This window comes from Micrococcus sp. IITD107 (genome assembly GCF_041927415.1).
Lineage (GTDB): Bacteria > Actinomycetota > Actinomycetes > Actinomycetales > Micrococcaceae > Citricoccus > Citricoccus terreus.
The window spans coordinates 130,908-155,335 of the sequence record NZ_JBHFFN010000003.1; the positions used below are offsets into that span (position 1 = coordinate 130,908).

A 24,428-nucleotide genomic window follows, 5' to 3' on the forward strand; every position below is an offset into this window, starting at 1 on the left:
GCGGCGGGGCCTTTCGGAGCACGGCGGGGTGGTCTGTTCCGGCCATTCTTACACTGACAGGCCGTCCACCCCGGTGTCTTGGACTGAGTTGAGTCCCGCGGCGCCTCACCGCGGCGCGGAACCTCTACCTACAGTTCTTGTACGCATCGCTGACCGGCAGAGGCGATCTTCACGCGAAGAACGCATCCGTCCTGCAGAGCGCCTCCGGACGCTGGGACATCCCTTGCCCGCCCTGTCCGCCATTCCGGTCTGCCACAATGGGGGCCGTGCCCCTGACGTCCCCGCTGCCCGTGCGCAACGGGGTCAATGCCACCCGGCTGCGCCTGCCGGAGACCGGCTGGGACACCGTCCTGGACTACGTGCTGCACCGCTTCGGCCACGTGGACCCGGAGGGGATCCGCCGCCGGTTCCGCACCGGGGAGGTCCAGGCCGTGGACGGCACTGTGATCACCGAGACCACCCCCCTGGGCGAGCACGAGTTCCTCTGGTACTACCGCGAGGTCCCCCACGAGGACCCCATCCCGGGTGAGCTGAGCATCCTGCACCAGGACGAGCACCTGCTGGCCGTGGACAAGCCGCACTTCCTGCCCACCACCCCCGGCGGCCGGTTCATCCAGCAGTCCGCCCTGGTCCGGCTGCGCAACGAGCTCGGCCTGGACCACCTGGTGCCGATCCACCGCCTGGACCGTGCCACCGCCGGCGTGCTGCTCTTCTCCACCAACACCGAGACCCGCGGGGCCTACCAGGTGATGTTCGAACGCCGCCACATCCACAAGGTCTATGAGGCGGTCTGCGCGGTCCCGCAGGCCCCGTCCCCCCACGGTCAGGAGCGTCCCGACGACGCCACGCACCCGGCGCTGGCACGGTTCCCCCTGGTCTTCCGCAACAGGATGGAGAAGACCAAGGGCGTGCTGACCGCCCAGGTCATGGAGTACTCCGCGCAGGACTCCGGCCGCTCCCCCGGCGGAGCGGCCCGTTCCGGACGGAAGACGAACCGGCCGCCGGTGGGGGCGAACGCCGAGACCCGGATGGAACTGATCCGAGCGGGTGTCTCCGCGGGCACCTGGGAGGGGGCCGCCGTCGGGCATGTCAGGCTCTTCCCCCGCACCGGCAAGACCCACCAGCTGCGCGTCCACCTGGCCGCGCTGGGACTGGGGATCCTGGGCGATCCGTTCTATCCCGTCCTGCAGGATGTGGCGCCGGATGACCACTCCCGGCCGCTGCAGCTGCTGGCCCGCTCGATCGGGTTCACGGACCCGCTGAGCGGTCAGGAGCGGGAGTTCACCTCTGGACTGGAGCTGCAGGAGCGGCCTCGGTGAGCGGTCAGTCACTGGACCCGGCGTGGGTCGAGTCCCTGGGCTGGTGGTTCCACACCCTGACCGCCCTGCTGGTGGCCCTGGATGCGCCCATCCCGCCGGTGCCCAGCGAGCTGTTCGTGATCGGCTCCGGGGCGCTGGCGCTGAACGGGTCCCTCGGGCTGGTGCCGTCGGTGCTGGCGGCCTGGCTGGGCTGCTGGGCCGGGGATGTGGGTCTCTACGCCCTGTTCCGGCACCGGCTGACCGGACTGCTGGACCGCGCCTCCTGGGGCCAGCGGATCCACCGCGGGATCCTGCGCCTGCTGGACAAGGCCGGACCCGCCCCGAGCTACGCCCTGCTGTTCGTGCTGCGCTTCGTCTCCGGGGGTCGGACGGCGTCCATGGCCGCGGCCGGGATCGCCGGGATCCCCTGGCGGCCGTTCCTGTTGCTCTCCGGCGTGGGTTCCCTGGTGTGGGCGGTGTACATGGTGGGCCTGGGATGGTTGACGGGCTCGGCGACAGGCCTGCCGTTCTGGGTCAGCGCACTGATCGGGATGGGTTTGGGTACTCTTGCAGGGTTGATGATCGCGGGGATCATCGCGGTACGACGACGCTCACGGGAGGCCTGAGTGACGGACGAGCAGTCCACCTCCTCTGCCGCGCTGGAACGCATGAAGGCGGCGGCCGAGGCACGGTCCGCACCGGCGAACCCGGTGGCGGAGCCCCGGACGAGCGCGCCCTCCGGCAGCTCTGCCCCCGTTGAATCAGCCCCGACCGGTGAACCAGCCCCGCAGACCACCCGGCCCGCACCCCCGGCCTCTCAGCCCACGCGCTCGCCCAGCTCCGGCACGAGACTGCGCCACGCCCGGCTCGAGGAGCAGCAGGACACCCGCACCCAGGTGAACCGGTGGCTGGACTCCCTGGGCGGACCGGACTGGGACGAGGTCTCGGACGCGATCTATGAGTCGCCGGCACGCACCCGCGAGGCCCTGAGACAGGCCCGCGAACGCCGAGTGGAGAACCAGCGCCGCCGGGCTGAGGAGAAGGAACGTCTGGCCGCCGAACGCGCGCGCGCGGAAGAGGAGCAGGCCGAGCGTGAGGCCCGCGCCCGCGCCCAAGCTGAAGCGGAGCGCCGTGAGGCTGAACGCCTGGCGGCCGAACATGCGCGTGAAGAGGAGCTGCGCCGTGAGGCCGAGGCGATCCTGGAGCAGCAGCGCGCCGAAGAGCAGGCCCTGCGTGAGGAGATGGAGCGCGAGGAGGCGGCGGCCGCCCTGGTCCGTCAGCAGGAGCGCGAGACTGCCGCCCTGCGCCAGGCCGCTCGCGAGGAGGACGGGTCCGACCACGTCCCCCCGGCCCACCGTCGCCCCATGCTGCAGCAGCCCGGTGAGGACCTGACCGACGCCGAGCTGCTGGCACGTGCCCGCGAGTCCCTGCCCGAATGGCGCCGACGTGACCGGATCGTGGAGAAGGCCCAGGCGATCGAGGCCGCCACTCAACGGCATCAGAGTGCCCTGGCAGCCCCCGTCTCCGAGCCGATGCACGAGCCTGCGCCCCGGGCCTACATCCCCCCGTACAACCTGCCCTCCACCGATCCGGACCCGGAGCCCACCAGCGGTGACCTGCTCCGGCGGATCGCGGTGACCCTGGCCTGGGCCGGGTTCGTGGTGGCCGGCATGTGGAGCCTGGGCATGCTGGGCGAACGCCCGATGCTGCACCAGCTCGCCGACGGCCGCTACGGCTCCGACGTCTCCATGCTGTCCATGGCCAGCTGGCATCTGGCGATCTGGCCCATCCTGTGGCTGGCCCTGGGTGTCCATGTGATCCACCAGTGGATGCCCTCCCAGATCTCGGCGGACCGGCAGCGCACCACCGGCTGGAGGCTCACCGCCGCGATGGCCGGAGTGGGCCTCTGGCTGCTGCTGACCCGGCTGGGCCTGGCCTGGTTCGACGTCTTCGTGTGGCTGGCGATCGGGTACCTGCTGGTGGACACCGTCCATCAGCTGAACCTCTACACCGCGCGGACACGCACCGAGCGCGTCATCACCGACGGCATGATCGGGCTGTTCACCGGCTGGGCGATCGTCTTCACCGCCTCGGTGGTCTCCACCTGGCTCCAGCGCGCCGGGGTGGACATCCTCTGGATCCCCGGGTCCCTCTGGGCCGTGCTGACCCTGGTGGTGGTCATCTGGGGCACCGCCATGCTGACCATGACCGAGCGCGGCCGCATCACCATAGCCCTGGGCCTGGCCTGGGGTCTGGCCGCCATCCTGGGCACGCGCCTGATCGGCCCCATGCAGTCGGTGTGGGTGGCGATCGTGGCGGCCATGGGCGCGTTCATCGTCCTGCTGGCCACCGAGAGCCGGCGGTACCGGATCAACCACGCCGAGCACCGGGCCGCCCTGGGCCACGAGGTCGAGGACTTCTGATCGCCTGAGGTGACCGGCCGTCGTCGGGAATCTGAGGGTGTCCGGTCTGGGTCAGCGGCTCAGCTGACCGGTTCCCAGCGGCCCCTGCTGCGGCGCAGGATCTCCAGCCGGCCCGTGGTGGCGACCTCCTGCACGGCCTCCCGCATCCGGTGCGCGGCGCCGATCGCGTCCCGGGCCTCGCCCTGCCAGGTGGACTCCGGCACCGTGAACCGCAGCACGATCCGCGGCACCCGGGCCACCACCTCGATGTCCTTGGCCTCCACGGTGTGCGTGGCGGCGACGGCGAGCTCGGCCTGTTCCATCACCTCGGGAGGGGTGTGGCCGGGCAGCAGGTCGCCGATCTGGAGTCGGGCGCGGAAGGAGGGCATGGGTCCAGTCTAGGAATCGGGGCAGACTGGGGGCATGCCTGAGACCGCACCGCGCACCGGACCGTACACCGCCGAGGAGACCGCCGCCTGGGAGGACTTCCGGCGGCAGCGGTGGGAGGGTCTGGCCGTGCGCCACGGGTGGCTGTCCCTGACCGGGTTCCAGTGGCTGGCCGAGCAGCCTGCTGCCCTGACGGTGGACGGTGAGGACCTGCCGGGCCGCTGGTGGACCCAGGACGGTCAGGCGGTGCTGGAGGCCGCTGCCGCTGACGGCTGGGTGCTGCGCGAGAGCGGTGAGCCCGTGGACGGCCAGGTGCGGGTGGGTGCCCAGGAGAACGGCTCGGTGATGTGGGTGGAGCGGGGCGCCCTGCTGGTGGAGGCCGGTCTGCGGGATGGCCGGTGGATGCTTCGCGTGCGCGACGGCGGCGCCGATCTTCAGCGGTTCGCTCCCCTTCCGGTGTGGCCGGCCGAGGGTCCGTGGCGGCTGCCGGGGCGGTGGGAGCCGTGGGAGCGGCAGCAGACCCGGCGGATCGGGACCATCCGCCCGGACACCGGTGGCTGGGCGGTCCTGGACGGGGAGCTGGTGCTTCAGGTGGACGGTGTGGAGCACCGACTGGCCGGCAGTGCTGGCGGCGTGGAGGCGGACGGGACGTATGACCGGGTCACCGTGACCTTCCACGACCGCACGAACGGGGTGAGCTCCGCGGCATGGCGGTTCCTGACCGTGGAGCTGGACGAACGCGCACAGCCGGGCGGTCCGGCGGTGAGCGCCGTGGCCGACTTCAACCGGAGCCTGAACTACCCCATGGCGTTCAGCCCGCACGCCACCTGCCCAGCGCCCGTGCCGGAGAACCGGCTGCCCTTCGAGGTGTCAGCCGGTGAGCAGGCCGTCCGCCGCTGATCCGTCAGACCCTCTGCGACTCATCAGGGCGGATGCCGACCTGATGAGTCGCAGGAGTTGAGACGGACGGTGCTGCCTGCGCTCGGAATAGTGCCCGGGGCCTGCGGGGTTGTGCCGGGCATGACCAAGCTCTTCGATCCCGTGTCCCTCGGCGCCCTGACCCTGCGCAACCGTCTGATCCTGCCGCCCATGTGCCAGTACACCGTGGCCGCCAAGGACGGCGTGCCGGTGCCGTGGCATTTGGCCCACCTCGGTGCGCGTGCCGCCGGCGGGTTCGGGATGGTGGTGGCCGAGGCGACCTCGGTGAGCCCGGAGGGACGGATCTCCGATCAGGACACCGGCCTGTGGAACGACGCCCAGCGCGACGCCTGGAAGCCCGTCACCGAGTTCATCCGCTCACAGGGTGCCGTGGCCGCCGTCCAGATCGCCCACGCCGGCGCCAAGGCCTCCACACCGGCAGACCATCCGGGCAACTCCCGCCAGCCCCTGCCCGTGGGTGAGGGAGGCTGGGAGACGGTGTCGCCGTCGGGAATCCACCCGGTCTCCGGGCTGGGACCCACGCGCGCGCTGACCGACGAGGGCGTGGAGGAGCTCATCCGCGCCTGGGGTGAGGCCGCACGCGGCGCCGCCGAGGCCGGGTTCCAGGTGGTGCAGATCCACGCCGCGCACGGCTACCTGATCCACCAGTTCCTCTCCCCCGTGACCAACCAGCGCGCCGACCGATGGGGTGGCTCCTGGGAGAACCGAACCCGGTTCCTGAGGCGGATCGTGGACGCCGTGGTGGCCGCCGTCCCGGACGAGGTCGCCGTGGGCATCCGCTTCTCCGGCTCGGACTGGCTGCAGGACAGCTGGGGCATCGAGGACACGGTGGCCCTGGTGCGCGAGCTGGTGCCGGCCGGGGTGCAGTGGGTGGACCTGTCCTCCGGCGGGATCGGGGACACCTATCAGGGTCCGAAGGGGCCGGGCTACCAGGTGCCGCTGGCCGAGCAGGTCAAGCGCGAGACCGCCGATCTGCGCACCGTGGCCGGACAGCCCCTGCTGGTCTCCGCCGTGGGATCCATCACCGATCCGCAGATGGCCGCCGACGTGGTGGAGGAGGGCCGCGCGGACGCCGTGGGGATCGGACGGGCGGCCCTGGTGCGCCCGAACTGGCCCGTGGAGGCCGCTCAGGCACTGGAGGACGAGCGCTACCGCGAGCAGATGGCCCCGGAGTACCACCGCGGTGTGTGGGGCCGGCTGGACCGCCCTGCGGAGGCCCTGGCCTCCCGCTGACCTGCGGGGCACCCCTGGTGCACCGTCATGCTCAGGTGGGGGCCGTCGTCGGGAACTGCGCATGTCCTGCCCGGATTAGGCTGGATCCGTGCTCCCCTTCCTGCTGATCCAGACCCGCTCCGACGACTCCGCCGCGGCCGATGAGCTGCGTTCCACCACCGAGCTGGGCGGGTTCGCGGAGGGGCAGCTGGCGGCGCTGCGGCTGGACCAGGAGATGGCCCCGCATGTGGGTGATCCCGGCACGGACCAGCGGCCCGGGTACGACTGGTCCGCCCTGCTGGCCGAGCATTCCGGGGTGATCCTGTGCGGCAGCCCCTACAACTCCTCGGACCCGGACGAGCTGAAGTCCGACCTGCAGCTGGCCGTGGAGGCGGAGCTGCGGCGGATGCTGGACGTGGTGGTGGAGCAGGACGTGCCGTTCATGGGGGCCTGCTACGGCGTGGGGACGCTGGGGCTGCATCAGGGCGCCACCGTGGACGGCACCTACGGGGAACCGGCGGGCGTGGTGTCCGTGAGCGTGACCGAGGCCGGGTCTGCAGACCCGCTGCTGGAGGGCGTGGACCCCGTGTTCGATGCCTACGTGGGCCACAAGGAGGCGGTGAGTCGGCTGCCCGAGCACGCCGTGGTGCTGGTGCGCGGGGAGTCCTGCCCGGTGCAGATGTTCCGGATCGGGCAGAACATGTACGCCACCCAGTTCCACCCAGAGCTGGACCAGGCGGGACTGCTGCACCGGCTGGAGGTCTACGCGGACCGCGGGTACTTCGACCCCGCCGAGGCCGATCAGCTGTTCGCCTCCATCCGCGCCTCCGTGGTGACCCAGCCCCAGCGTGTGCTGTCCAACTTCGTGCGCCGCTACGCCCGGTAGAGGCTCTGCCCCGGCCAGTTCTGCGTCCCCACGGTCCGGCGGCGTGACCGTGTCCGCGGACTCGGGTAGAACAGAGGACATGAGCGTGCGCACCCCTGACCCGAACCCCGGGTGGCTGTCCGAAGAGGATCTCTATGAGGCCCGACGCCGCCTGCCCATGGTCTACGTGGAGGCGCTGCCCGTGCGGCTGGACGCCCTCGGGTACGTCTCGGAGATCGGCCTGCTGTACGTGGCGGACACGGACGGCCACTTCTGCCGCACCTTCGTCTCCGGTCGCGTGATGTACCGCGAGACCATCCGCGCCGCCCTGATGCGCCACCTGGAGAAGGACCTCGGCCCGTTCGCCCTCCCCCAGCTGCCGCCCTCGATCACCCCCTTCACTGTGGCCGAGTACTTCCCGGCACCGTCCGAGACCGGACTGACCGATGACCGTCAGCACGCCGTCTCTCTGGCCTACCTGGTCCCGGTGGCCGGTGAGTGCAGCCCCCGCCAGGACGCCCTCGAGCTGACCTGGCTGACCCCGGAGGAGGCTCTCAGCCCGGAGATCCAGTCCGAGTTCATCGGCGGCCGCGGGAACCTGGTGCGCCAGGCCCTGGCGCACGTGGGCTGGGGGCGCTGAGACATGGCAGAGTCACCTTCCCGTCAGTCCGCTTCGCGCCGTCCCGACGGCGGCGGAGACTACCTGAGGTCAGTCCGGGCCGCGCAGGTCCAGGCAGGCGATCGCTTCCTCACCCGGCAGGGTGATCCCTCGGCCCCGGTGGAGTCCGTGCGGACCACCCGGGATGACTTCGGCACCCCCGCTTTGGTGGTGGCCACGCTCTCGGACGGACGCGAGGTCCGGATCGCCTACGGCTCCACCATCCGTGTGCGCACCGCCCGGCCGGCCGCCGCGCTGGATGCCGCCACCGACCTGGCCGAGGTGGAAGAGGGATCGCCGGAGGCCGTGATCGTGCAGATCGCCCAGCGGCATCCGGATGAGCAGCGGGTGCTGGGACTGGCCGCCAAGCTCTCCCGCGGGATCAACATGCGCTCGGGGTCCCAGCTGGAGGACATCGACACCCTGGCCAAGTACCTGTTCACCGACCTGGACGACTCCGACGGTGCTCTGCAGGCCACCGAGCTGCTCACGGACCTGCCGTTCGACGGTGCCATGGGCCGCTGGAAGTCGATCGAGTCCGCGCTGGCCCTGGCCGCGAACATCCACCACCACCGCGGCGAGGATGAGAAGGCCCGTGCGTTCGGCTCCCGCCTGGCCGAACCGGATGAGGCGGAGACGGACCACCTCAAGGCCAAGCTCACCGCCGAGTTCCGGCAGCGCCAGCTCAACGAGCCGAACCTGTACGACCGGGAGATCGCCCGGGCCCACGCCATGGACGATCTCGAGGCCGAGCGCAGCTGGCGTGACCAGCGCCTGGCCACCCTGATGTACCTGAGGGCCCGCGGCGGCTCGGAGACGCTGAGCGACGAGGAGCTGGACCGCCGGGTGAACCGCGAGGTCACCGCCGTGCGCGAGCTCGCCCAGCGCATCGCGCAGAGCCAGAGCTGAACCGCAGCCGACTGCCCCGTACTGCGGCGCACCACACGCAACGACGACAGAGCCCGGGTCCCTGTGAGGGACCCGGGCTCGTCTGTGTCAGCAGTCGGTCGCCAGCAGGTGGCGGGCGACGAGCGATTGCTCCGCCTTACTTCAGGGTCTTCTTGATCGACTCACGTTCCTTCTCCAGCTTGCGCACCCGGTGGCCCAGCTGGAACAGGCGGATGGAGCCGAACAGACCCATGATGAGCATGCCGCCGATCGCGGCGAACAGCATGGCCACGCCCAAGGGCAGGGTGAAGGTCAGGTTGAAGTAGTTGAAGGTCGCCGGAACATTGTTCTGCAGGATGAAGATCAGCAGCAGGATCAGCACGATCGCCCCGGCGATCAGCGCCACCCAGGTGGCACCGCTCAGGCCGCTGCGCACAGGGGTGTCCAAGGTCTCGTCCAGGTGCGGCTCCGGCTCGCGCTTCGAGGAGCTGGACGAGGAGGTCGGACGAGTGGTCGGGGTGACTTCGCCGCGAGCGCTCTCGGAGGTCCGGACCGGGGCTGCCGCCGGACGGTCAGTGCCAGCTGCGGTGGACGGCGCAGCGGTGGCGGCGTCGTCGTCGTCGGTGATGTAGTTCAGCTCCAGCTCCTCGTCGAAGCCGTGCTGTCCCTCGGATGGGCCTGGACGCTTGTCCATCTCGGTTCTCCCTCACAGTGGAACGATGATCTGGGGCGGGCAGTCCCGGTGGAGACCGCGCCCCTGCTGAGTTGATGGTCTCACGGTTACGGCTCGCGCTGTACGACCGCGGGGTCGGCAGATTTCTTCGCCCACTTCCGCCAGGCCCACGGGGTCATCACGCAGGCCATGCCGACCAGCGCGCCGATGATGGTCTCCAGGGCGCGGTCGTAGAGCAGCTGGCCGTAGTCGACGTGGGTGGCGCCGGCGCTGGTGGCCAGCACCGTGGAGAGCAGCGCCATCGCCCACTGGCTGTGCTGCATGCCCAGCGCCGGTCCGAGCAGGGTGGCCAGGGACCCGGCGAGCCCGGCCGCGATGACGTACCAGCTGCCCTCCACCCAGACGACCTGCTTCTGTAACCGGGTCAGCGGGGCCAGCGTCGGCCGGCTCAGCGGGGTGCGGGCCTTGGCCGAGAACATCCGGGAGCTCAGTCCCACGGCCAGGGAGAAGCCGATGCTGAGCACCGTGGCGACCAGGGCATCCAGCAGCGGCGGCTGGGTCGGGACCGAGGCCACCGCGGCGAAACCGAAGATCTGGAACAGCGAACCGGCCGGGCGCATCTGCCACAGTCCAGCCAGCACCGAGCAGATCCCCGCGACCAGGGCGGTGGCGGCCACCAGCGCACGCGGCATCTCCGCCTCAGTGAATCCGGCCCGCCCGCCCAGGGTCCCCAGGGTCAGCACGACCAGCATCATTCCCCCGGCCCGCAGCTGCATGCGCAGTCGGTCGGCGTGGAGCAGGTTGCGACCGTAGATCGAGGTGAAGGCGCCGAAGGAAACGAAGATCGCCAGATCGATCCGGTCCATCAGCAGCACGACCATCAACGGGACGAACACGCTGACGGCACAACGGGAGGCAGCCTCGTGGTCGTGGTTGGCCGGGCCCATGGTGTGAACATCGAGGGGAAGGGGTTGATCTCGGCCAGGCGCGAGCGGGCAGTGCTCATCGTCGTACTTTTTCTCGCGATGCGTTCACACTGTGTCTTCCGAACAATGCTTCTGGGAGTTACCTATCACGAAAGACAGGAAGCTCCCGGCCTCCCGCCAGGCTGGTGTGATGAAAGTGACCGCCTGCTGTGTCCAGAATCCATCCAGCACGACGGCGGCCACGCCCTGGCGGGCTGCCGCCTAGCATGGACCTCATGCCCGCACACCCCTCGACTGACTCTGCCTCCCCCGCCGCCCAGGACACCGCCGCCTCCCCGCGCGACTTCAGCTTCGCCGTCGGGACTCGCCTGACTGGGCCCGACGGGAGCCCTCGCCTGGGCCGGACCGGAACCATCACGACCCCGCACGGGCAGATCCAGACCCCGGCCTTCATCCCGGTCGCCACGCAGGCCACGGTCAAGGCGGTACTGCCCGAGGCCATGTCCGAGCTGGGCGCCCAGGCGCTGCTGGCCAATGCCTACCACCTGTACCTGCAGCCCGGGGCGGACCTGCTGGATGAGGCCGGCGGTTTGGGCGCATTTATGAACTGGTCGGGCCCGACCTTTACCGATTCCGGTGGCTTCCAGGTGATGAGCCTGGGCTCGGGTTTCAAAAAGGTGATCGACATGGCCGGGCCCTCGGCCCCCGAGGGGCAGGGTGCGGACGATGCCGTCGCCCCCGGCAAGGAGCGGCTGGCCAACGTCGATGAGGACGGGGTCTGGTTCAAGTCGCACCTGAATGGTGACAAGCACCGGTTCACCCCGGAGATCTCGGTGGGCATCCAGCATCAGCTCGGTGCCGACATCATGTTCGCCTTTGACGAGCTGACCACCCTGCACAACTCCCGCGGGTATCAGGAGGAAGCCCTGGAGCGGACCCGACGGTGGGCCCAACGCTGCCTGGACGAACACGCCACGCTCACCGGGGACCGCGCCACCAAGCCGTACCAGGCCCTGTTCGGGGTCATCCAGGGCGCCCAGTACGAGGATCTGCGCCGCAAGGCCTGCCAGGATCTCTCCGGGATGGAGACTACGTTCGCCGACCGCAACGACAACACCATCCTGCATGGCTTCGATGGCTACGGCATCGGCGGTGCCCTGGAGAAGGCGAACTTGGGGACGATCGTCGGATGGTGCTGTGAGGAACTGCCGGAGGACAAGCCCAAACACCTGCTGGGCATCTCCGAGCCGGACGACATCTTCACCGCGGTGGAGAACGGGGCCGACACCTTCGACTGCGTCTCGCCGACCCGGGTCGCCCGGACCGGGGCGTTCTACACGCACGACGGACGGTTCAATCTGCCCGGCGCCAAGTACAAGCGCGACTTCACCCCGCTCATGGAGGGTTGCGACTGCTACGCCTGCGCGCACTATACCCGGGCCTACATCCACCACCTCATCAAGGCCAAGGAGATGGTGGCGCACACACTGCTCTCGATCCACAATGAGCGCTTCACCGTGAATCTGGTGGACCGTGTGCGCGCCGCCATCCAGGACGGCTCGTTCTACGAGCTCAAGGACGAGGTCCTCCGCCGCTACTACGCCGCAAAGTAGCTCACCCGTCGATCTGCAGCTCGCCCATCTGGTCCCACCCCTCGCCGTCCACCTGACGGGAGACGATCTGCGGGGTCTTCGCCAGCAGCGGGCGCATGGCGTCCAGGCCAGCCTGGAAGTGCTCGCTGTTCACGTGGGCCTCACCGGCACCGTCCTTGAAGGCCTCCAGCAGAACGAACTCCTGGGGGTCCTCCGGAGAGCGGTACCAGTCGAACCAGAGGTTGCCCTCTTCGGCGCGGGTGCCCTGGGTGAAATCGGCGACGGCATCCAGGAACTGGCTGACGGCCTCGGGCTTGACGGTGTACTTGACGTTGATCAGGATCATGCCCCCAGCCTGTCAGTCACCCCGGCCCCGGAGCAATGTGACTGCTCTCGCAGTCGGCCTGGAACCTCTCAGGCCAGCGCCTGCCGCACGGCCTCGACAATCTGCTCCCTGTCGGCGTGCTCTCCCATCAAGGTCACGACGGCGACCGGCCGTTGGCCCGCCACCCCTTCGGCGGTGCCATCCTGGCCCGTGGCGGCGTAGCCGTCCAGCATCACCCGGATCAGGTGTTGGAGCTGTTCGGAGAGCTCTTCGGCCACCTCCTCGCTCGGCGCGCTCAACCATCGACGCAGCGAGGAGTTGTGCAGGGCCACGCCGGCCCCGGCCAGCGACACCGCCAGCGCATCGACGTGTTCCTCGGCCACACCGCTGAAGGCCGCATCCTGGCTCAGCCGTTCGCGAATCCACCGACGGAAGATGCGCTGATACCGGTGCGAGGTCAACAGCTCCCGATTACGCAGACCCTGCGACTGCTGAAGCAGTCGATGCCGCACGGTGGTGCGTTCCCGGTCATCCAGGTGATGTCGGAAGACCAGCAGCAGCCCCTGACGCAGAGCCGAGGCTGTGTCGTGCGTGGTGGTGGACAGGAAGGTCTCGAGCTGTTCAAGCATGGACTCGTGGTCCAGGAACACGACATCCTCTTTGCCACCGAAGATGCGGAAGAAGGTGGCCCGACTCATCCCGGCTGCCCGTGCCAGTTCATCGACGGTGGTGTTCTCCCAGCCCTGTGACTCCAGCAGGTGCAGCAGGTCCGTGAGGTGCTCCTCGACCAGGGTCCGCTGGCGGGTACGCGTGGCCTCGAACTGTGCGGATGCATCCATGCATGCCATCTTCCCTTATGGGGAGCTGGCATCATGTGATACGGAATGTCTTGACATGAGACGGCGTTTCACCGACAGTGGAGTAGAGACCCTCACCACCCGGCTGTTTGCCGCCCTCTGCAAGGGAGCCCCCATGACCGATCAGCACCCCACCACCGAACCGGACTACAACGTCACCGAGTCCCTGGACACCGACGTCTACGGCATTTTCGCCGAATTGCCCCAGGAAGAGCGCGCTCTGGCCGAGCGGGCCCGTGCTTTCATGACTCCTGAGGTCACTGAGCAGATGCGCGAGGCTTGGGACAAGGCCGAGTACCCCCTGTCGGTGGTGCAGGCTATGGGCCAGGTCGATCTGTTGCGCGACGGCGTCCCCGTCGAGGGGATGCCCGAGGTGTCCCGGGTTGCCGCTGGCCTGGCCACCATGGAGATCGCCAAGGCCGACGGATCACTGTCCACCGTGGTCGCCGTGCAGGGCGGCCTGGCCATGCGCTCCATCCAGCTCTGCGGGTCCGAGGAGCAGAAGGCGAAGTACCTTCCCGCGATGGCCCGCGGCGAGCTGCTGGGCTCCTTTGCCCTGACCGAGCCGACCCACGGCTCGGACTCGGTGTCCTTGGAGACCACCGCCACGCGCACCGAAGGTGGTTGGGTCATCAACGGCCACAAGAAGTGGATCGGCAACGGTGCCGCCGGCGGCGTCACCGTGGTCTGGGCACGTTCCAACGAGGACCAGAAGGTGCGCGGTTTCATCGTCCCGCAGGAGTCCGAGGGCTACAGCGCAACCCCGATCGCCGGCAAGATGTCCCTGCGCGCCATTCATCAGGCACACATCACCTTCACCAATGTGTTTGTCCCGGACGAGAACGTCATGCCGGAGGCCAACTCCTTCAAGGACACCTCGCGAGTGCTGTTCTCCACTCGTGTGGGTGTGGCATGGGCCGCCCTGGGTATCGCGCTGGGATCGTTCGAGTCGGCCCTGCAGTACGCCCAGCAGCGGATCCAGTTCGGTCGCCCACTGGCGGCCTCCCAGATCGTTCAGGAGCGCCTGGCCCGCATGCTCTCGGAGCTGACGCAGGTCCAGCTGCTGGTGCTGCGCGCCGCTCAGCTGGAAGAGGCGGGAACCTTGGCCGGACCGCACGCATCGCTGGCCAAGTACACGGCCACCCGGGCCGCCCGTTCGATCGTGCAGAACGCCCGTGACCTGATGGGCGGCAACGGCATCCTGCTTGAGCACCGCGTGGCTCGTCACTTTGCCGACATCGAGGCCCTCCACACCTACGAGGGCACCGAGACTGTGCAGGCTCTGATCATCGGTCGCGATCTGACTGGGCACTCTGCCTTCGCCTGATCCTCGCCACACCAACGAGCCCTGAGCCGCCACCACGGCGGCCCAGGGCTCGTTCATTCATCCAGTCACCGGCGAGGACCGCGCGGTCCCCTCTCCCCTTATCCGCCGACGCGGTAGTGCCGGCTCGGCGGGACCGCATTGACCTCCCAGTCCCCCAGAATCCGGGCCCGATAGATCAACGGGTTGTGGTTGGCCAGCACCCGAGCGTTGCGCCAATGCCGGTCCAGCCCCCGACCACCGCTGACCGCCGAGGCACCGCCGACCTCGAACCACTCGGTGGCGATCCGCGAGACACTCTTCGCAATGACCTGCTGGGCCTGGTAGACCCGCACGTAGGCCAGATTCAGCTCATCCTCGGGGATCTCGATGCCCACCCGATCGCCAGCAGCCTCTCGCTGAAGCAGACCTGCGAGCAGCGGCAGCACGGCGTCGAACGCTGCCCGGGCACCGAACGCCCCGGCGGAGATCTCCCCGACCACCTGGAGCACCTGCGGATCCTCGCGCGGCAGCTCTCCGACCCCGTGGCTGAAGGACCTACTCCGCCCGCCCACGTATCCGGCGGCATCGCGCACCACGGCCTGCCCGATCCCGGCTAGCGTGCCCAGGTGCACCCATTGGGCCACCGCCTGCCCGCCGACCACGCTCGCCCCGTTGTCCGGCTTGCGGTCCGAGACGTTCTCCGGATCCACCGCCACATCCTCAAAGACCGTGGTCCCCGAAGCCGACAGCCGCTGCCCGAAGCCATCCCAGTCATCCAGCAGCTGCACCCCCGGCGCATCCACGGGCACCGTGACGGTCACTTCCTCGCCGTCGTCGTCCACCGCCGAGACCATGATCCAGTCCGCATACAGCGTCCCGGTCGAGTAGAACTTCGTCCCGTTCAGCCGCAGCACTCCCTCACCATCTCGGCGCAGCGTCGTGCCCAGGGTCCCCACCGCGTTGCCCACCTCAGTGATGGCATTCCCGACGACGACGCCACCGCCGATCCGCTGCAGCCAGGTATCACGCTGCGGTGAAGCGGGGCTGACGAGCACACCTTCCAGGTGCAGCACGTGCGCACGCAAGGCCTGGGCGAGGTTGGAGTCGGCGGCACCCAACTCCACCAGCAGCGCGGAGAACTGCTCGAAGCTCAGCCCCGAGCCACCGAACTCCACCGGAACCCGGGCGGTGGTGTAGCCGGCGTCGACCAGCGCGTCCACGCCCCGTCGATCCACCTGTCGGTCCGCCTCCCGCTGGGCTGCTTCGGCGGCGATCTGCTCGAAGACCGGTGCCAGTCGCTGCTGCAACTGCTCGAACCGTTCCTGGCTGGAGCCCTGGCTTGAGGTCACCGTCGCGGTCGGTGTGGTGTCGGTTGTGGTCATGACTGCTCCTTCTGTGCTGCCTGGTCTGCTTCCGCCGCTGCCGCGTCGGCGGTCGTTGCTGCATGCTGCGCCGGTGCCGGACCGGTGCTGCGCGCGCTCAACGGCGGCACGGTGCCGTTGATGCGGTAATCGCCCACCGCGCGCAGCCGGTACGCCCCGGGCGAATGGGAGGCGACGGTGCGGGCATTGCGCCAGTGCCGGTCCAACTGGCGGGCAGCGTCCAGCACGGAGGCTCCGCCGACCTCGAACACCTCGTTGGCCGCCGCCACGGAGAGCTCGGAGACGACCGAGTAGGCCTCGCTGACCGCCACATAGGCCTGGGCATATGTCTCCCTGAATACCGGGTCGGCCATGTCGGTGATCCCCCGCGTGGACTCGAAGGCGTGGGCGACCGTGGAGGCGGTGTCGACCACGATCGACCGTGCGGCGCTGGCCCGGGCAGAGATCTGTCCGACGGCGTGCTGCATCAGCGGATCCCCCGCAGTGGTCGCCGCCGAGGCGTGTTCGTAGGTGCGCTCACGGCCCCGGGCATAGGCTGCGGCCTCATCAGCGGCGGCTCGGGCGATCCCCGCCCCGGTGGCCGCCAGGATCAGCCAGACCAGGGTGAACCCGAGCGGGTTCGCGGGCACTCCCATGGCCATCAGACGCCCGGCCGGGGCGGCCGCCCCGTGCAGACGCGTGGTGCCCGATGCCGTCAGGCGCTGGCCAATCCCGTTCCAGTCATCGACCAGTTCCACCCCCTGATCGAGAGTGCCCAGAATCAGCGCACCGCGCTGCGGCTTCTCCGTCCCCGAACCGGTGCCGGCCAGCTCGCCCTCGACCAGGACGTAGTCCGAGAGCAGGGTGCCCGTGGAGTAGAACTTGTCCCCGGTGACCCGGTAGCGGCCGTCCTCCAGTGCCTCAATCACTGCCGGGCGCGTTCCCGCACTGGCCGGCTTCTCCACGATCGCGTTGCCGAACACCTTCCCGGCAGCCACCTCCTTGAACCACCAGTCGCTCACGGCACCCTGGTGCTGATGCTGGTGCACCTCGGTGAACAGGAAGTGCCCGTGCAGGGCCTGCGGCAGGTTGGAGTCCGCCGCCCCCAGGTCCACCAGCAGGTCGATCAGCTGCTCGATGCTCGCACCGAGCCCGCCACGCTCGACCGGCAGTCGAACCCGGGTGAAGCTCGCTTCGCTGAGTAGCCGGATGGCCTCGTGGCCCAGGCGGCGGTCGCGTTCCCGATCGCGGGCACCAGCGGCGATCTTGGCGAACACCGGAGCGAAGCGCTCCTTGAGCTCGGCGGTGCTCGGAGCCAGCGTGGCTGCCGCAGCAGCATCCGGCCCGGGCTCGGTGGTGGACGCTGGCGCGTCCTGCCCGGTGGCGGTCATGACATGTTCCTCCTAGTGGGACGTGGGGATCAGGGTGTTGGTGGCCGTCGGCTGCCCGGCTGACAGCACGTCCAGTGAGGCCACCAGGGACTGGGTGTAGGGGTGCTGGGGCGCGGTGAACACCTGTTCGGCGTCGCCGTGCTCCACGACCTGACCGTCCTTCATGACCAGGATCGAGTCGCTCATGTGGTGAATCACCCCGAGGTCGTGGGAGATGAACAGGTAGGCCGTGCCCAATCGCTCCTGCAGCTCGGTGAGAAGGTCCAGCACCTGGGCCTGCACCGAGACATCCAGAGCCGAGACCGCTTCATCCAGCACCACCAGGTCCGGTTCCGGCGCCAGGGCCCGAGCAATGGCCAGACGCTGACGCTGACCGCCCGAGAGCTGCAGCGGGTTCTTGGCCAGGTGGGCCGGATGCAGTCCCACCAGTTCGGCCAGCTCAGCGGCCCGTGCCCGCAATTCGGCCGCGCTGCGCCCCTGACGGTCGATCGCATCGGCGAGGATGCGCTCACCGTTCCACCGCGGGTCGAAGGAGCTCAGCGGATCCTGATAGACCACCGTCATCCGTCGGCGTCGCGGACGGCGCTGCTGGACCGACAGCTCACTCCAGGGCTGTCCCTGGAAGGTGACCACACCACTGTCCGGTGCCAGCAGACCCAGCGCGATCGACGCCGTCGTGCTCTTGCCGGATCCCGACTCGCCCACGATGCCGACCGTCTGGCCGGGCAGGATCTCGAAGGAGACATCGCGGACCACGGTCCGGTGCGTGCCGTCCGGTCCCCGGAAGGAGCGCACCAGATTGTTGGCCACCAGCAGCGGTTCGACCGCCTGCGCCACCGAGATGCCGGTCGCCGGCTCCTTCGACTTGGCCTCATCGGCGGAGGCAAGCGCCGCCACCTCACGGGCGTGTGCCTCCCGCGCCGCCTCGGCCCGCTCCACAGCCCGCAGCCGGGCCTCCGGGGTCAAGTAGCTGCCCCGCGTCGAGCCCGACGGCAGGGCGTCCAGCAGTCGGCGGGTGTACTCGTGACGCGGACGCGAGAGGATCTCCTCCGTCGTGCCTTGTTCAACAATCCGACCACCCTGCATGACGGCCACCCGATCCGCCAGGCGGCCCACCACGGAGAAGTCGTGGCTGATGAGGATGATGCCGGTGCCCTCGGCCTTGCGCTGGGCCAGCAGGTCCAGCACCTGGGCTTGAACGGAGACATCCAGTGCCGTCGTGGGCTCATCGGCCACCACCAGGGGCGGGTTCAGGGCAATGGCCGAGGCAATCAGGGCTCGCTGACGCAGACCACCGGAGAGCTCATCGGGGCGCTGACCGGCCCGCAGCGCAGGGTCAGGCACGCCCACCTGGTCCAACAAGGCAATGGCACGACGACGGCGTTCCGCCCGGCCGCGCACACCGTGCAGTCGCAGAGACTCTTCGATCTCCTGACCTACGGTGCGCAGCGGATCCAGTGCGACCAGAGCGTCCTGGAGGATGAACCCCACCTCCGCTCCGCGCACGCGCTGCCATTGCCGGTCGGAGAGCCCAGAGACGTCGCGACCGTGCAGTTCAAGCCGGTCGGCTGTGACCGTCGCCCCGCGCCCGGTCAGCCCGATCAAGGTGCGAGCGCTGACGGACTTGCCGGATCCGGACTCGCCGATCACCGCCAGGCACTCCCCCGGCTCCACGTGCAGGCTGACGTCGAACACGACCTGGCGGGTGTGCCCGCGACGGTCGGTGAAGGAGACGTCCAGGTGATCGATGCGGGCCAGAGCAGTGTCCGCCGTCGCGTGTGTCGGCAGGCTCGCTTCGGCGGGCGCGGAGTGGTCCAGCCCCGGAGTGGTCGGATGGGCAAGGGTCAGTTCGGCTACAGAAGTCGGGGTGATCATCGGTTCTGTCCTTCCACGGTGGATTCCACGAACCTGCCCAGCACGGTGGCGCACAGGGCGGTGATGAGAACGGCCAGGCCCGGGAGAATCTCCAGCCACCAGGCCTCGGTGATGTAGGGGCGCCCGGCTTCCAGCAAGGCACCCCATTCGGGAGAGGGCGGTGCCACGCCGAAGCCGAGGAATGCCAGGCCGGAGGCCCAGACGATCGACTGTCCGATTCCCAGGGTCAGCACGGCCAGCAGGGGGCGGACGGCGTTGGGCAAGATGTGCTGCGTCAGCACTCGCCAGCGGGAGTGTCCCAGGGTGTGTGCAGCGTGGACGTATCCGGAGGAGCGGACGGCCAGGACCTGTCCGCGGACCATACGCCCGTACCCGGCGCACGTTCCCAGCCCGACGGCCAGGATCAGAGTCTGGACACTGGGCCCATAGACGGCGATGAACACCATGGCCAGCAGCAGGGTCGGGAAGGCAATGAGCACTTCCATCCCGCGGCTGATCAACGAGTCAGCCCATCGTCCACCCAAGGCTGCGGTGACACCCAAGATGACCCCGGCGCCGACGCCCACAGTGGTGGCGCCCAGCCCGATCAGCAGTGCCGGGGCGGTGCCGTGGATGATGCGGGAGTAGAGGTCACGGCCGTTGGCGTCGGTGCCGAACCAGTGCTCGGGGCTGGGCCCGGTCAAGGGATTGGCCAGATCGATGGCCCGCGGATCGTGCGTGGCCAGCAGCCCGGGAGCCAACGCCGCCACCAGGATCACGACGGCGATGATCCCGGCCACCGCGGTCCCCCAGGGCAGCCGTGCCAGACGGCCGGCCCGGGTGGGTCCGGTGCTGACGGCCGGACGCGTAGTCACTGTGTCGATCAGAGTGGTGGCGCTCATGCCGGGCTCCCGGTGGTTGCAGGGACAGGGGTACGCAGTCCGGGCACGCTGGGCGCCTCGGGCTCGGTGGTGTCAGTGCTCGACGCTGAGGGGGCCGAGCTGCTCGGACGCAGGCGGGGATCGACGACGAGGTAGGCCGCGTCCACCAGAAGGTTGACGACGACATAGATCGCCGCGATCAGCATGACGATCCCGCAGACCACCGGCAGGTCGCGACCGTTGACGGCGGTGACCAACACTCGTCCGATGCCCGGGCGACTGAACACAGACTCGGCGATCACGGCCGCTGAGAAGAGCGATCCCACGGCCCAGCCGGTCAGGGACAGCCCCGGCAGCAGGGCGTGCCGCAGAGCATGCTGAAGACGGACCGCAGTGTCGCCCATTCCGCGAGCGCGGGCAGTCAACACGAAGGGCTGTTCCAGAGCGCTCTCGAACTCGGTGCGCATCACCTGGCCGAGGAACCCGGCCAGCGGGATGCCCAGGGTGAGTGCGGGCAGGATGAGGCTGATCGGGCCGGCGCCGCCCACCACGGGGAACCACCCCAGGCCCAGTGCGAAGACCACCAGCAGGATGATGCCCAGCCAGTACTGCGGCAGTGCCGCGGCGGCGGCCTCGATCCCTTCGAACAGTCGGGTGGCCCAGGGGGCTCGGCCTGCGGTGGCAACCAGCATGGCGATGGCCACGACCCAGGCCACCACCAGAGCGCTGAAGCTCAGCAGGACGGTGGGCCACAGCTGGTCACCGATCACGTCGACCACGGGGGTGAACAACTGGTAGGAGGTGCCCAGGTCACCGCGCAACAGCCCACCCAGATAGTTCAGGTACTGCACGATGAGCGGGTCGTTGAACCCGAACATCTCATTGATCGGTGCCAGTTCTTCCGGTGAGCGTTCCTGGACCTGACCGGTGCGCTGGTTCAGCAGGAGGGTGGCCCGGTCGCCAGGCAGCAGGGCCTGGATCAGGAACGTCACGGTGGCAGCGGCCCAGACGACGAAGAGTGCCTGGGCGAGGCGGAGGATGATCTTCACTGCTGCTCACCACCGTTCACAAAGCTGGCGTCGTAGAACAGCGGCCCGCCCTGGGAGGCTTCGGTGTGAACGTCCTGCAAGACCGAGTCCACCGCCAGGGTTGAGGTCTGGGTGTAGAGCCCGATGGCGGGCAGTTGGTCGCTGAGCTGCTGCTGGGCGTCCAGGAAGTGCTCGTTGGCGTCTTCCGTGGTGGCCGCTGACAGCCCGTCCTGCACTGTCTGGTAGACCTGCTCATCAGCCAGGAAGGTCGAATTGGCCCCGTTGGGCTTCGCCGGCGTGCTCGGGCGGTAGTTGATGTTCAGGATGCCCGCGTGCGGACTGGTCCAGTAGCCCAGGTAGCCGTCGTAGCTGTCCGGGGTCGAGAAGGCCCCGGAGAACTGCTCGGACTGGGTCAAGGGGCGCAGCACCACGCGGAAGCCGGTGGCCCGTGCCTGTTCCTGCAGAGACTGCATGGCCGTGGCTCCTTCTTGGGTGACGATCGAATTGAGGCCGAACACGAAGGTGACCTCCAGGGGCTGCCCGTCTTGGAGTCGGGTCCCGTCGGCATCGCGTGCGGTCCACCCGGCCTCATCGAGCAGGGCGTTGGCCTGGTCGAGGTCGAACGGGTAGTCCTGGGCGACGTCGGCGTTGTAGGCCGGGGTGCTCTGGCTCAGCGAACCGTTGCCTTCAAAGGGAACGGTGCCCAGGAAGGCCGAGTCGACGATGGCCTCCCGATCCAGGGAGTAGGCCAGCGCCTTGCGCAGGCGTTCGTCCTGGAACAGTCCTCGCTGGGTGTTCAGCGAGAGCGTCACTGGCCGGCCCGGGGTGATGTACTGATCGACCTGGTACCGGGACCGAGCATCGGCCATGTTCACCGCGGGGATCTCGCCGATGGCGTCGGACTCCCCGCTGAGCAGAGATCCGTAACGAGAGGTGTTGTCCTGAACGAAGCTCCACCGGATCCCGGCCACGTGGGCCGGTCCTTGATGATCCGCGTTGGCCGGGGCCCAGTTGTAGTCCTCGTTGCGCGTGAACTGCAGGTACTCACCACGCCGCCATTCCTCCACCACGAACGGACCCGACCCGATCGGCTGCTCGCAGTTCTCTTCGGCCGTTCGCTCGCGCAGTGCGGTCGGTGACTGCAGGCCGAAGTAGGGCTGGCTGACGCTGGAGAGGAAGGGACTGTACGGCTTGGACAGGTGCACCGCGACCTCGTAGGGCCCGGTGGCCTCCGCCGACTCGTAGAACCCGCCCAGATGTGCGGCCGCGGTGCCATTGCCGCCGTTCATCCAGTAGTCGAAGTTGTAGGCCACGGCCTCGGCGTCCAGCGCTGTGCCGTCGGTGAAGGTGACGTCCTCGCGCAGGGTGAAGGTCCAGGTCAGTCGGTCATCGGACACGGACCAGTCGGTGGCGATCCAGGGGACCACCGATCCGTCGGGTTCGGCAGACACCAGGGCGTCCAGGACTTGGCGTGAGGTGAAGGCCTGCTGAACCCAGCCACCGTAGACGCAGGGGACTTCTTGCAAGTGGGCGTAGCGGATGATGCCGCCGTCTTTCTCGGTGGCCGAGGTCCGCTCGATGGTTCCGGAACCGGCCACGCAGCCGGCCAGGGTGAGCGCGGAGACAGCCGCCCCGGCAGCCAGGGAGATGCGGCGCGCATTGCGGGCGCGATCGGCGCCTCGTGGTGGGTGAAAGTGCCCGTTCCCGGGCGCGTTCGGTGAAGGTGGGGTGCTCATGATGCCCTTTCGGCGAGAGTGGGAGGCGACCGGCGACGTGCACGGCGAGGTGCTCAGGGGCCGGTCACTCAAGGAGAGGCACTGGGTGACGGACGGTCTGGGGCCAACCGCTCGCCCGTCACCCGGGCAAATGGAGGTGCCGGTCAGTTCCCGACGCCGGCCGCTGCCGGCTCGTGGTCGGCTGCCGCATCCCGGGGCTCACCGGATCGGAGGACCTGATCGGTCTCGGCGAAGGCGCCCCGGTACTGGGCGGCCGGGTGGGTGTCCGGCAGGCGGTCGCGGCCGAAGAGCTTCTGCCGCAGCGTGCCCGGCCGGTACTCGCTCGGGGCCAGTCCGCGCTCGCGCAGCACCGGCAGGACCTTCTCGGCGAACTCCTCGAAAGAGCCCGGGATCACCCAGTTGACGACGTTGATCCCGTCCACCCCGGCGTCCTGCCAGAGCTGCAGCTGATCGGCGATCTGCTCCGGTGTGCCCACCAGGCGGTTGTTGCGGTGACTGCGCCAGGCCACATCCGCCACCACGGGCTCACGGTCGGTGATGGCCTTGGAGACCCACTCGGTGAAGCCCTTCTGCGTGTTGGTGTCCACTGCGGAGAGCGGGGTGTCCGGCGGGTAGACGCGGCCGTCGGGGTCCACCAGCGCGGCGTGGGCCAGGTAGCCGTCCACCGAGGCGAACTGCTCGGCCTCCGCCAGCTTGGCCTGCGCCTCCCCCTCGGTGTCCCCGATGATGAAGCTGAGCCCCTGGAAGAACTTGATGTCCTCCGGCGCTCGGCCGGCCTCCACCGCACGGCGGCGGGTGTCCTCGATCTGCTGGCGGGCCACATCCGGGGTGGCGGAGATGATGAAGACGGCCTCGGCATTGCGGGCGGCGAAGTCCCTGCCGGAAGCCGAGGCGCCAGCTTGGAACAGCAACGGCGTGCGCTGCGGGGAGGGCGAAGGCAGGTGCGGGCCCTCCACCGAGTAGCGCTCACCCACATGGTGGATCTTGTGCACCTTGGCCGGATCAGAGTAGCGGGAGCCCTCGCGGTCCTTGAGCACCGCGCCCTCATCCCAGGAGCCTTCCCAAAGCTTGTAGGTCACGTCCACATACTCCTGAGCCCAGCGGTAGCGCTCGGTGTGGTCGGTCAGCCGCGGCAGACCGAAGTTGCGCGAGCCGTTGTCCTGGGTGCCGGTGACGATGTTCCAGGCGATACGGCCGTTGGAGATGTGGTCCAGCGTGGAGAGCTGGCGGGCGAACTGGTACGGGTGGGACTGGAAGACGTTGGAGGTGGTGGCCAGGCCGATGTTCTCGGTCACCACGGCCAGGGCACCCAGCAGCACGGTCGGGTCGTTGGAAGGAATCTGCAGTCCCTGCTCGACGTAGACCGACCAGTCAGCGTCGGCGTCGCCATAGTGACCCACGACGTCGGCGAAGAACATCGCGTCGAACTTCGCCTCTTCCAGCGTCTTGGCCAAGTTGATCCACGTGTTCACATCGGCGAACTCGGTCTGGCCAGCGTCAGGACGTCGCCACTGTCCGTGATGGATGTGGCTAGTGGTGTTCATGACGAACGCGTTGAAGTGCAGCGGCGTGGGCGAGGACTGGTGAGGCTGGGCCATGGAGGCGAACCTTTCGATCGCAGCGCGCCGCAGGACCAGCGGGGCAGGACACAGCAGATCGGTGACATTCGCATCTGGTGCCCACGGGAGCGCTGTACTTGCCGGTCACGTGCGTGCCGGCCGAATCATCACCTGGAGCACCCCGCTACAGCGAGAGGGTTGCCGTCCGGCCAGCCAGGGCTTCGCACCGGAACTCGTGATTCTGGTAATAACCCTAGGGGGATCGGCGGGGACGTGTCCAGTGAGCGTGG

General features: G+C 69.0%; 22 protein-coding genes and 1 riboswitch. Of the genes, 10 read left to right on the forward strand and 12 right to left on the reverse strand.

Going from position 1 to position 24,428, the window contains the following annotated elements; translation table 11 throughout:
- Positions 1-272 precede the first annotated feature (272 nt).
- From ACEXHE_RS07585 to ACEXHE_RS07595, 3 genes are read left to right on the forward strand one after another with little or no spacing between them, the layout of a single operon-like run.
- On the forward strand, positions 273-1,319 hold the full coding sequence (locus tag ACEXHE_RS07585) for a pseudouridine synthase (protein ID WP_374785449.1): 1,047 nt from the start codon (positions 273-275) through the stop codon (positions 1,317-1,319).
- The gene (locus ACEXHE_RS07590; RefSeq protein ID WP_374785333.1) at positions 1,316-1,924 is read left to right on the forward strand and encodes a DedA family protein; all 609 of its coding nucleotides are present in this window, start codon (positions 1,316-1,318) and stop codon (positions 1,922-1,924) included. The genes ACEXHE_RS07585 and ACEXHE_RS07590 overlap by 4 nt, the downstream gene beginning before the upstream one ends.
- Entirely contained in the window at positions 1,925-3,721 is a 1,797-nt protein-coding gene (locus ACEXHE_RS07595; protein ID WP_374785334.1) for a hypothetical protein, read from the forward strand.
- Between the two features lie 59 nt (positions 3,722-3,780).
- On the opposite strand, the gene ACEXHE_RS07600 is transcribed toward ACEXHE_RS07595, so the two are convergent.
- Complete coding sequence (locus ACEXHE_RS07600) at positions 3,781-4,089, reverse strand: hypothetical protein (RefSeq protein ID WP_091697561.1); 309 nt, start codon at positions 4,087-4,089, stop codon at positions 3,781-3,783.
- A 34-nt stretch (positions 4,090-4,123) separates the two neighbouring features.
- Here ACEXHE_RS07600 and ACEXHE_RS07605 point away from each other — a divergent pair, with 34 nt between their 5' ends.
- The 5 genes from ACEXHE_RS07605 (at position 4,124) to ACEXHE_RS07625 (ending at position 8,670) form a co-directional block, all read left to right on the forward strand.
- The gene (locus tag ACEXHE_RS07605; RefSeq protein WP_374785335.1) at positions 4,124-4,987 is read left to right on the forward strand and encodes a DUF1684 domain-containing protein; all 864 of its coding nucleotides are present in this window, start codon (positions 4,124-4,126) and stop codon (positions 4,985-4,987) included.
- Between the two features lie 120 nt (positions 4,988-5,107).
- Entirely contained in the window at positions 5,108-6,259 is a 1,152-nt protein-coding gene (locus ACEXHE_RS07610; RefSeq protein WP_374785336.1) for an NADH:flavin oxidoreductase/NADH oxidase, read from the forward strand.
- An 88-nt stretch (positions 6,260-6,347) separates the two neighbouring features.
- Complete coding sequence (locus ACEXHE_RS07615; RefSeq protein ID WP_374785337.1) at positions 6,348-7,124, forward strand: glutamine amidotransferase; 777 nt, start codon at positions 6,348-6,350, stop codon at positions 7,122-7,124.
- Between the two features lie 79 nt (positions 7,125-7,203).
- The gene (locus tag ACEXHE_RS07620; protein WP_091697571.1) at positions 7,204-7,743 is read left to right on the forward strand and encodes an NUDIX hydrolase family protein; all 540 of its coding nucleotides are present in this window, start codon (positions 7,204-7,206) and stop codon (positions 7,741-7,743) included.
- Between the two features lie 3 nt (positions 7,744-7,746).
- Positions 7,747-8,670 carry a DUF6707 family protein gene (locus ACEXHE_RS07625; protein WP_374785338.1) on the forward strand — a complete coding sequence of 308 codons (924 nt, stop codon included), beginning with the start codon at positions 7,747-7,749 and terminating at the stop codon, positions 8,668-8,670.
- 136 nt (positions 8,671-8,806) lie between these two features.
- Here the strand turns inward: ACEXHE_RS07625 and ACEXHE_RS07630 are convergent, their stop codons facing one another.
- Together ACEXHE_RS07630 and ACEXHE_RS07635 are read right to left on the reverse strand one after the other, a co-directional pair.
- Complete coding sequence (locus ACEXHE_RS07630) at positions 8,807-9,343, reverse strand: lipopolysaccharide assembly LapA domain-containing protein (protein WP_374785339.1); 537 nt, start codon at positions 9,341-9,343, stop codon at positions 8,807-8,809.
- Positions 9,344-9,429: 86 nt separating this feature from the next.
- A complete protein-coding gene (locus ACEXHE_RS07635) occupies positions 9,430-10,269 on the reverse strand; it encodes an FUSC family protein (RefSeq protein WP_374785340.1) in 840 nt (279 codons plus the stop codon).
- 254 nt (positions 10,270-10,523) lie between these two features.
- Between ACEXHE_RS07635 and tgt the strand changes: the two genes are divergently transcribed.
- Complete coding sequence (gene tgt / locus ACEXHE_RS07640; protein WP_374785341.1) at positions 10,524-11,861, forward strand: tRNA guanosine(34) transglycosylase Tgt; 1,338 nt, start codon at positions 10,524-10,526, stop codon at positions 11,859-11,861.
- A 1-nt stretch (position 11,862) separates the two neighbouring features.
- Here tgt and ACEXHE_RS07645 read toward each other — a convergent pair whose 3' ends face one another.
- On the reverse strand, positions 11,863-12,186 hold the full coding sequence (locus tag ACEXHE_RS07645) for a putative quinol monooxygenase (RefSeq protein WP_374785342.1): 324 nt from the start codon (positions 12,184-12,186) through the stop codon (positions 11,863-11,865).
- Between the two features lie 68 nt (positions 12,187-12,254).
- Entirely contained in the window at positions 12,255-13,004 is a 750-nt protein-coding gene (locus ACEXHE_RS07650; RefSeq protein WP_374785343.1) for a TetR family transcriptional regulator, read from the reverse strand.
- Positions 13,005-13,137: 133 nt separating this feature from the next.
- Here ACEXHE_RS07650 and ACEXHE_RS07655 point away from each other — a divergent pair, with 133 nt between their 5' ends.
- Complete coding sequence (locus ACEXHE_RS07655) at positions 13,138-14,349, forward strand: acyl-CoA dehydrogenase family protein (RefSeq protein ID WP_374785344.1); 1,212 nt, start codon at positions 13,138-13,140, stop codon at positions 14,347-14,349.
- Positions 14,350-14,447: 98 nt separating this feature from the next.
- Here the strand turns inward: ACEXHE_RS07655 and ACEXHE_RS07660 are convergent, their stop codons facing one another.
- The 7 genes from ACEXHE_RS07660 to ACEXHE_RS07690 all read right to left on the reverse strand — a co-directional run bounded on the left by ACEXHE_RS07660 (position 14,448) and on the right by ACEXHE_RS07690 (position 24,177).
- Entirely contained in the window at positions 14,448-15,710 is a 1,263-nt protein-coding gene (locus ACEXHE_RS07660; RefSeq protein ID WP_374785345.1) for an acyl-CoA dehydrogenase family protein, read from the reverse strand.
- Entirely contained in the window at positions 15,707-17,080 is a 1,374-nt protein-coding gene (locus ACEXHE_RS07665) for an acyl-CoA dehydrogenase (RefSeq protein WP_374785346.1), read from the reverse strand. Before ACEXHE_RS07665 ends, ACEXHE_RS07660 begins: the two co-directional genes overlap by 4 nt.
- 12 nt (positions 17,081-17,092) lie before the next feature.
- Positions 17,093-18,955, reverse strand: coding sequence for a dipeptide ABC transporter ATP-binding protein (locus ACEXHE_RS07670; RefSeq protein WP_374785347.1), 1,863 nt, complete (start codon positions 18,953-18,955; stop codon positions 17,093-17,095).
- Positions 18,952-19,836: an ABC transporter permease gene (locus ACEXHE_RS07675; protein WP_356968927.1), complete on the reverse strand. Its 885-nt coding sequence runs from the start codon at positions 19,834-19,836 to the stop codon at positions 18,952-18,954. The genes ACEXHE_RS07670 and ACEXHE_RS07675 overlap by 4 nt, the downstream gene beginning before the upstream one ends.
- Entirely contained in the window at positions 19,833-20,864 is a 1,032-nt protein-coding gene (locus ACEXHE_RS07680; protein WP_374785348.1) for an ABC transporter permease, read from the reverse strand. The genes ACEXHE_RS07675 and ACEXHE_RS07680 overlap by 4 nt, the downstream gene beginning before the upstream one ends.
- Positions 20,861-22,579 (reverse strand): ABC transporter substrate-binding protein, encoded by a 1,719-nt coding sequence (locus ACEXHE_RS07685; protein ID WP_374785349.1) that lies wholly within the window; start codon positions 22,577-22,579, stop codon positions 20,861-20,863. The genes ACEXHE_RS07680 and ACEXHE_RS07685 overlap by 4 nt, the downstream gene beginning before the upstream one ends.
- Before the next feature lie 143 nt (positions 22,580-22,722).
- On the reverse strand, positions 22,723-24,177 hold the full coding sequence (locus ACEXHE_RS07690; protein WP_374785350.1) for an LLM class flavin-dependent oxidoreductase: 1,455 nt from the start codon (positions 24,175-24,177) through the stop codon (positions 22,723-22,725).
- An 89-nt stretch (positions 24,178-24,266) separates the two neighbouring features.
- A riboswitch (SAM riboswitch) is annotated at positions 24,267-24,379 on the reverse strand.
- Positions 24,380-24,428: the final 49 nt, after the last annotated feature.

Coding starts and splice junctions, on each gene's coding strand:
- ACEXHE_RS07600 (WP_091697561.1), bottom strand. CDS start 4,089: ATGCCCTCCTTCCGCGCCCGACTCCAGATCGGCGACCTGCTGCCCGGC.
- ACEXHE_RS07605 (WP_374785335.1), top strand. CDS start 4,124: ATGCCTGAGACCGCACCGCGCACCGGACCGTACACCGCCGAGGAGACC.
- ACEXHE_RS07610 (WP_374785336.1), top strand. CDS start 5,108: ATGACCAAGCTCTTCGATCCCGTGTCCCTCGGCGCCCTGACCCTGCGC.
- ACEXHE_RS07620 (WP_091697571.1), top strand. CDS start 7,204: ATGAGCGTGCGCACCCCTGACCCGAACCCCGGGTGGCTGTCCGAAGAG.
- ACEXHE_RS07625 (WP_374785338.1), top strand. CDS start 7,747: ATGGCAGAGTCACCTTCCCGTCAGTCCGCTTCGCGCCGTCCCGACGGC.
- ACEXHE_RS07630 (WP_374785339.1), bottom strand. CDS start 9,343: ATGGACAAGCGTCCAGGCCCATCCGAGGGACAGCACGGCTTCGACGAG.
- ACEXHE_RS07635 (WP_374785340.1), bottom strand. CDS start 10,269: ATGGGCCCGGCCAACCACGACCACGAGGCTGCCTCCCGTTGTGCCGTC.
- tgt (WP_374785341.1), top strand. CDS start 10,524: ATGCCCGCACACCCCTCGACTGACTCTGCCTCCCCCGCCGCCCAGGAC.
- ACEXHE_RS07645 (WP_374785342.1), bottom strand. CDS start 12,186: ATGATCCTGATCAACGTCAAGTACACCGTCAAGCCCGAGGCCGTCAGC.
- ACEXHE_RS07650 (WP_374785343.1), bottom strand. CDS start 13,004: ATGGATGCATCCGCACAGTTCGAGGCCACGCGTACCCGCCAGCGGACC.
- ACEXHE_RS07655 (WP_374785344.1), top strand. CDS start 13,138: ATGACCGATCAGCACCCCACCACCGAACCGGACTACAACGTCACCGAG.
- ACEXHE_RS07660 (WP_374785345.1), bottom strand. CDS start 15,710: ATGACCACAACCGACACCACACCGACCGCGACGGTGACCTCAAGCCAG.
- ACEXHE_RS07665 (WP_374785346.1), bottom strand. CDS start 17,080: ATGACCGCCACCGGGCAGGACGCGCCAGCGTCCACCACCGAGCCCGGG.
- ACEXHE_RS07670 (WP_374785347.1), bottom strand. CDS start 18,955: ATGATCACCCCGACTTCTGTAGCCGAACTGACCCTTGCCCATCCGACC.
- ACEXHE_RS07675 (WP_356968927.1), bottom strand. CDS start 19,836: ATGAGCGCCACCACTCTGATCGACACAGTGACTACGCGTCCGGCCGTC.
- ACEXHE_RS07685 (WP_374785349.1), bottom strand. CDS start 22,579: ATGAGCACCCCACCTTCACCGAACGCGCCCGGGAACGGGCACTTTCAC.
- ACEXHE_RS07690 (WP_374785350.1), bottom strand. CDS start 24,177: ATGGCCCAGCCTCACCAGTCCTCGCCCACGCCGCTGCACTTCAACGCG.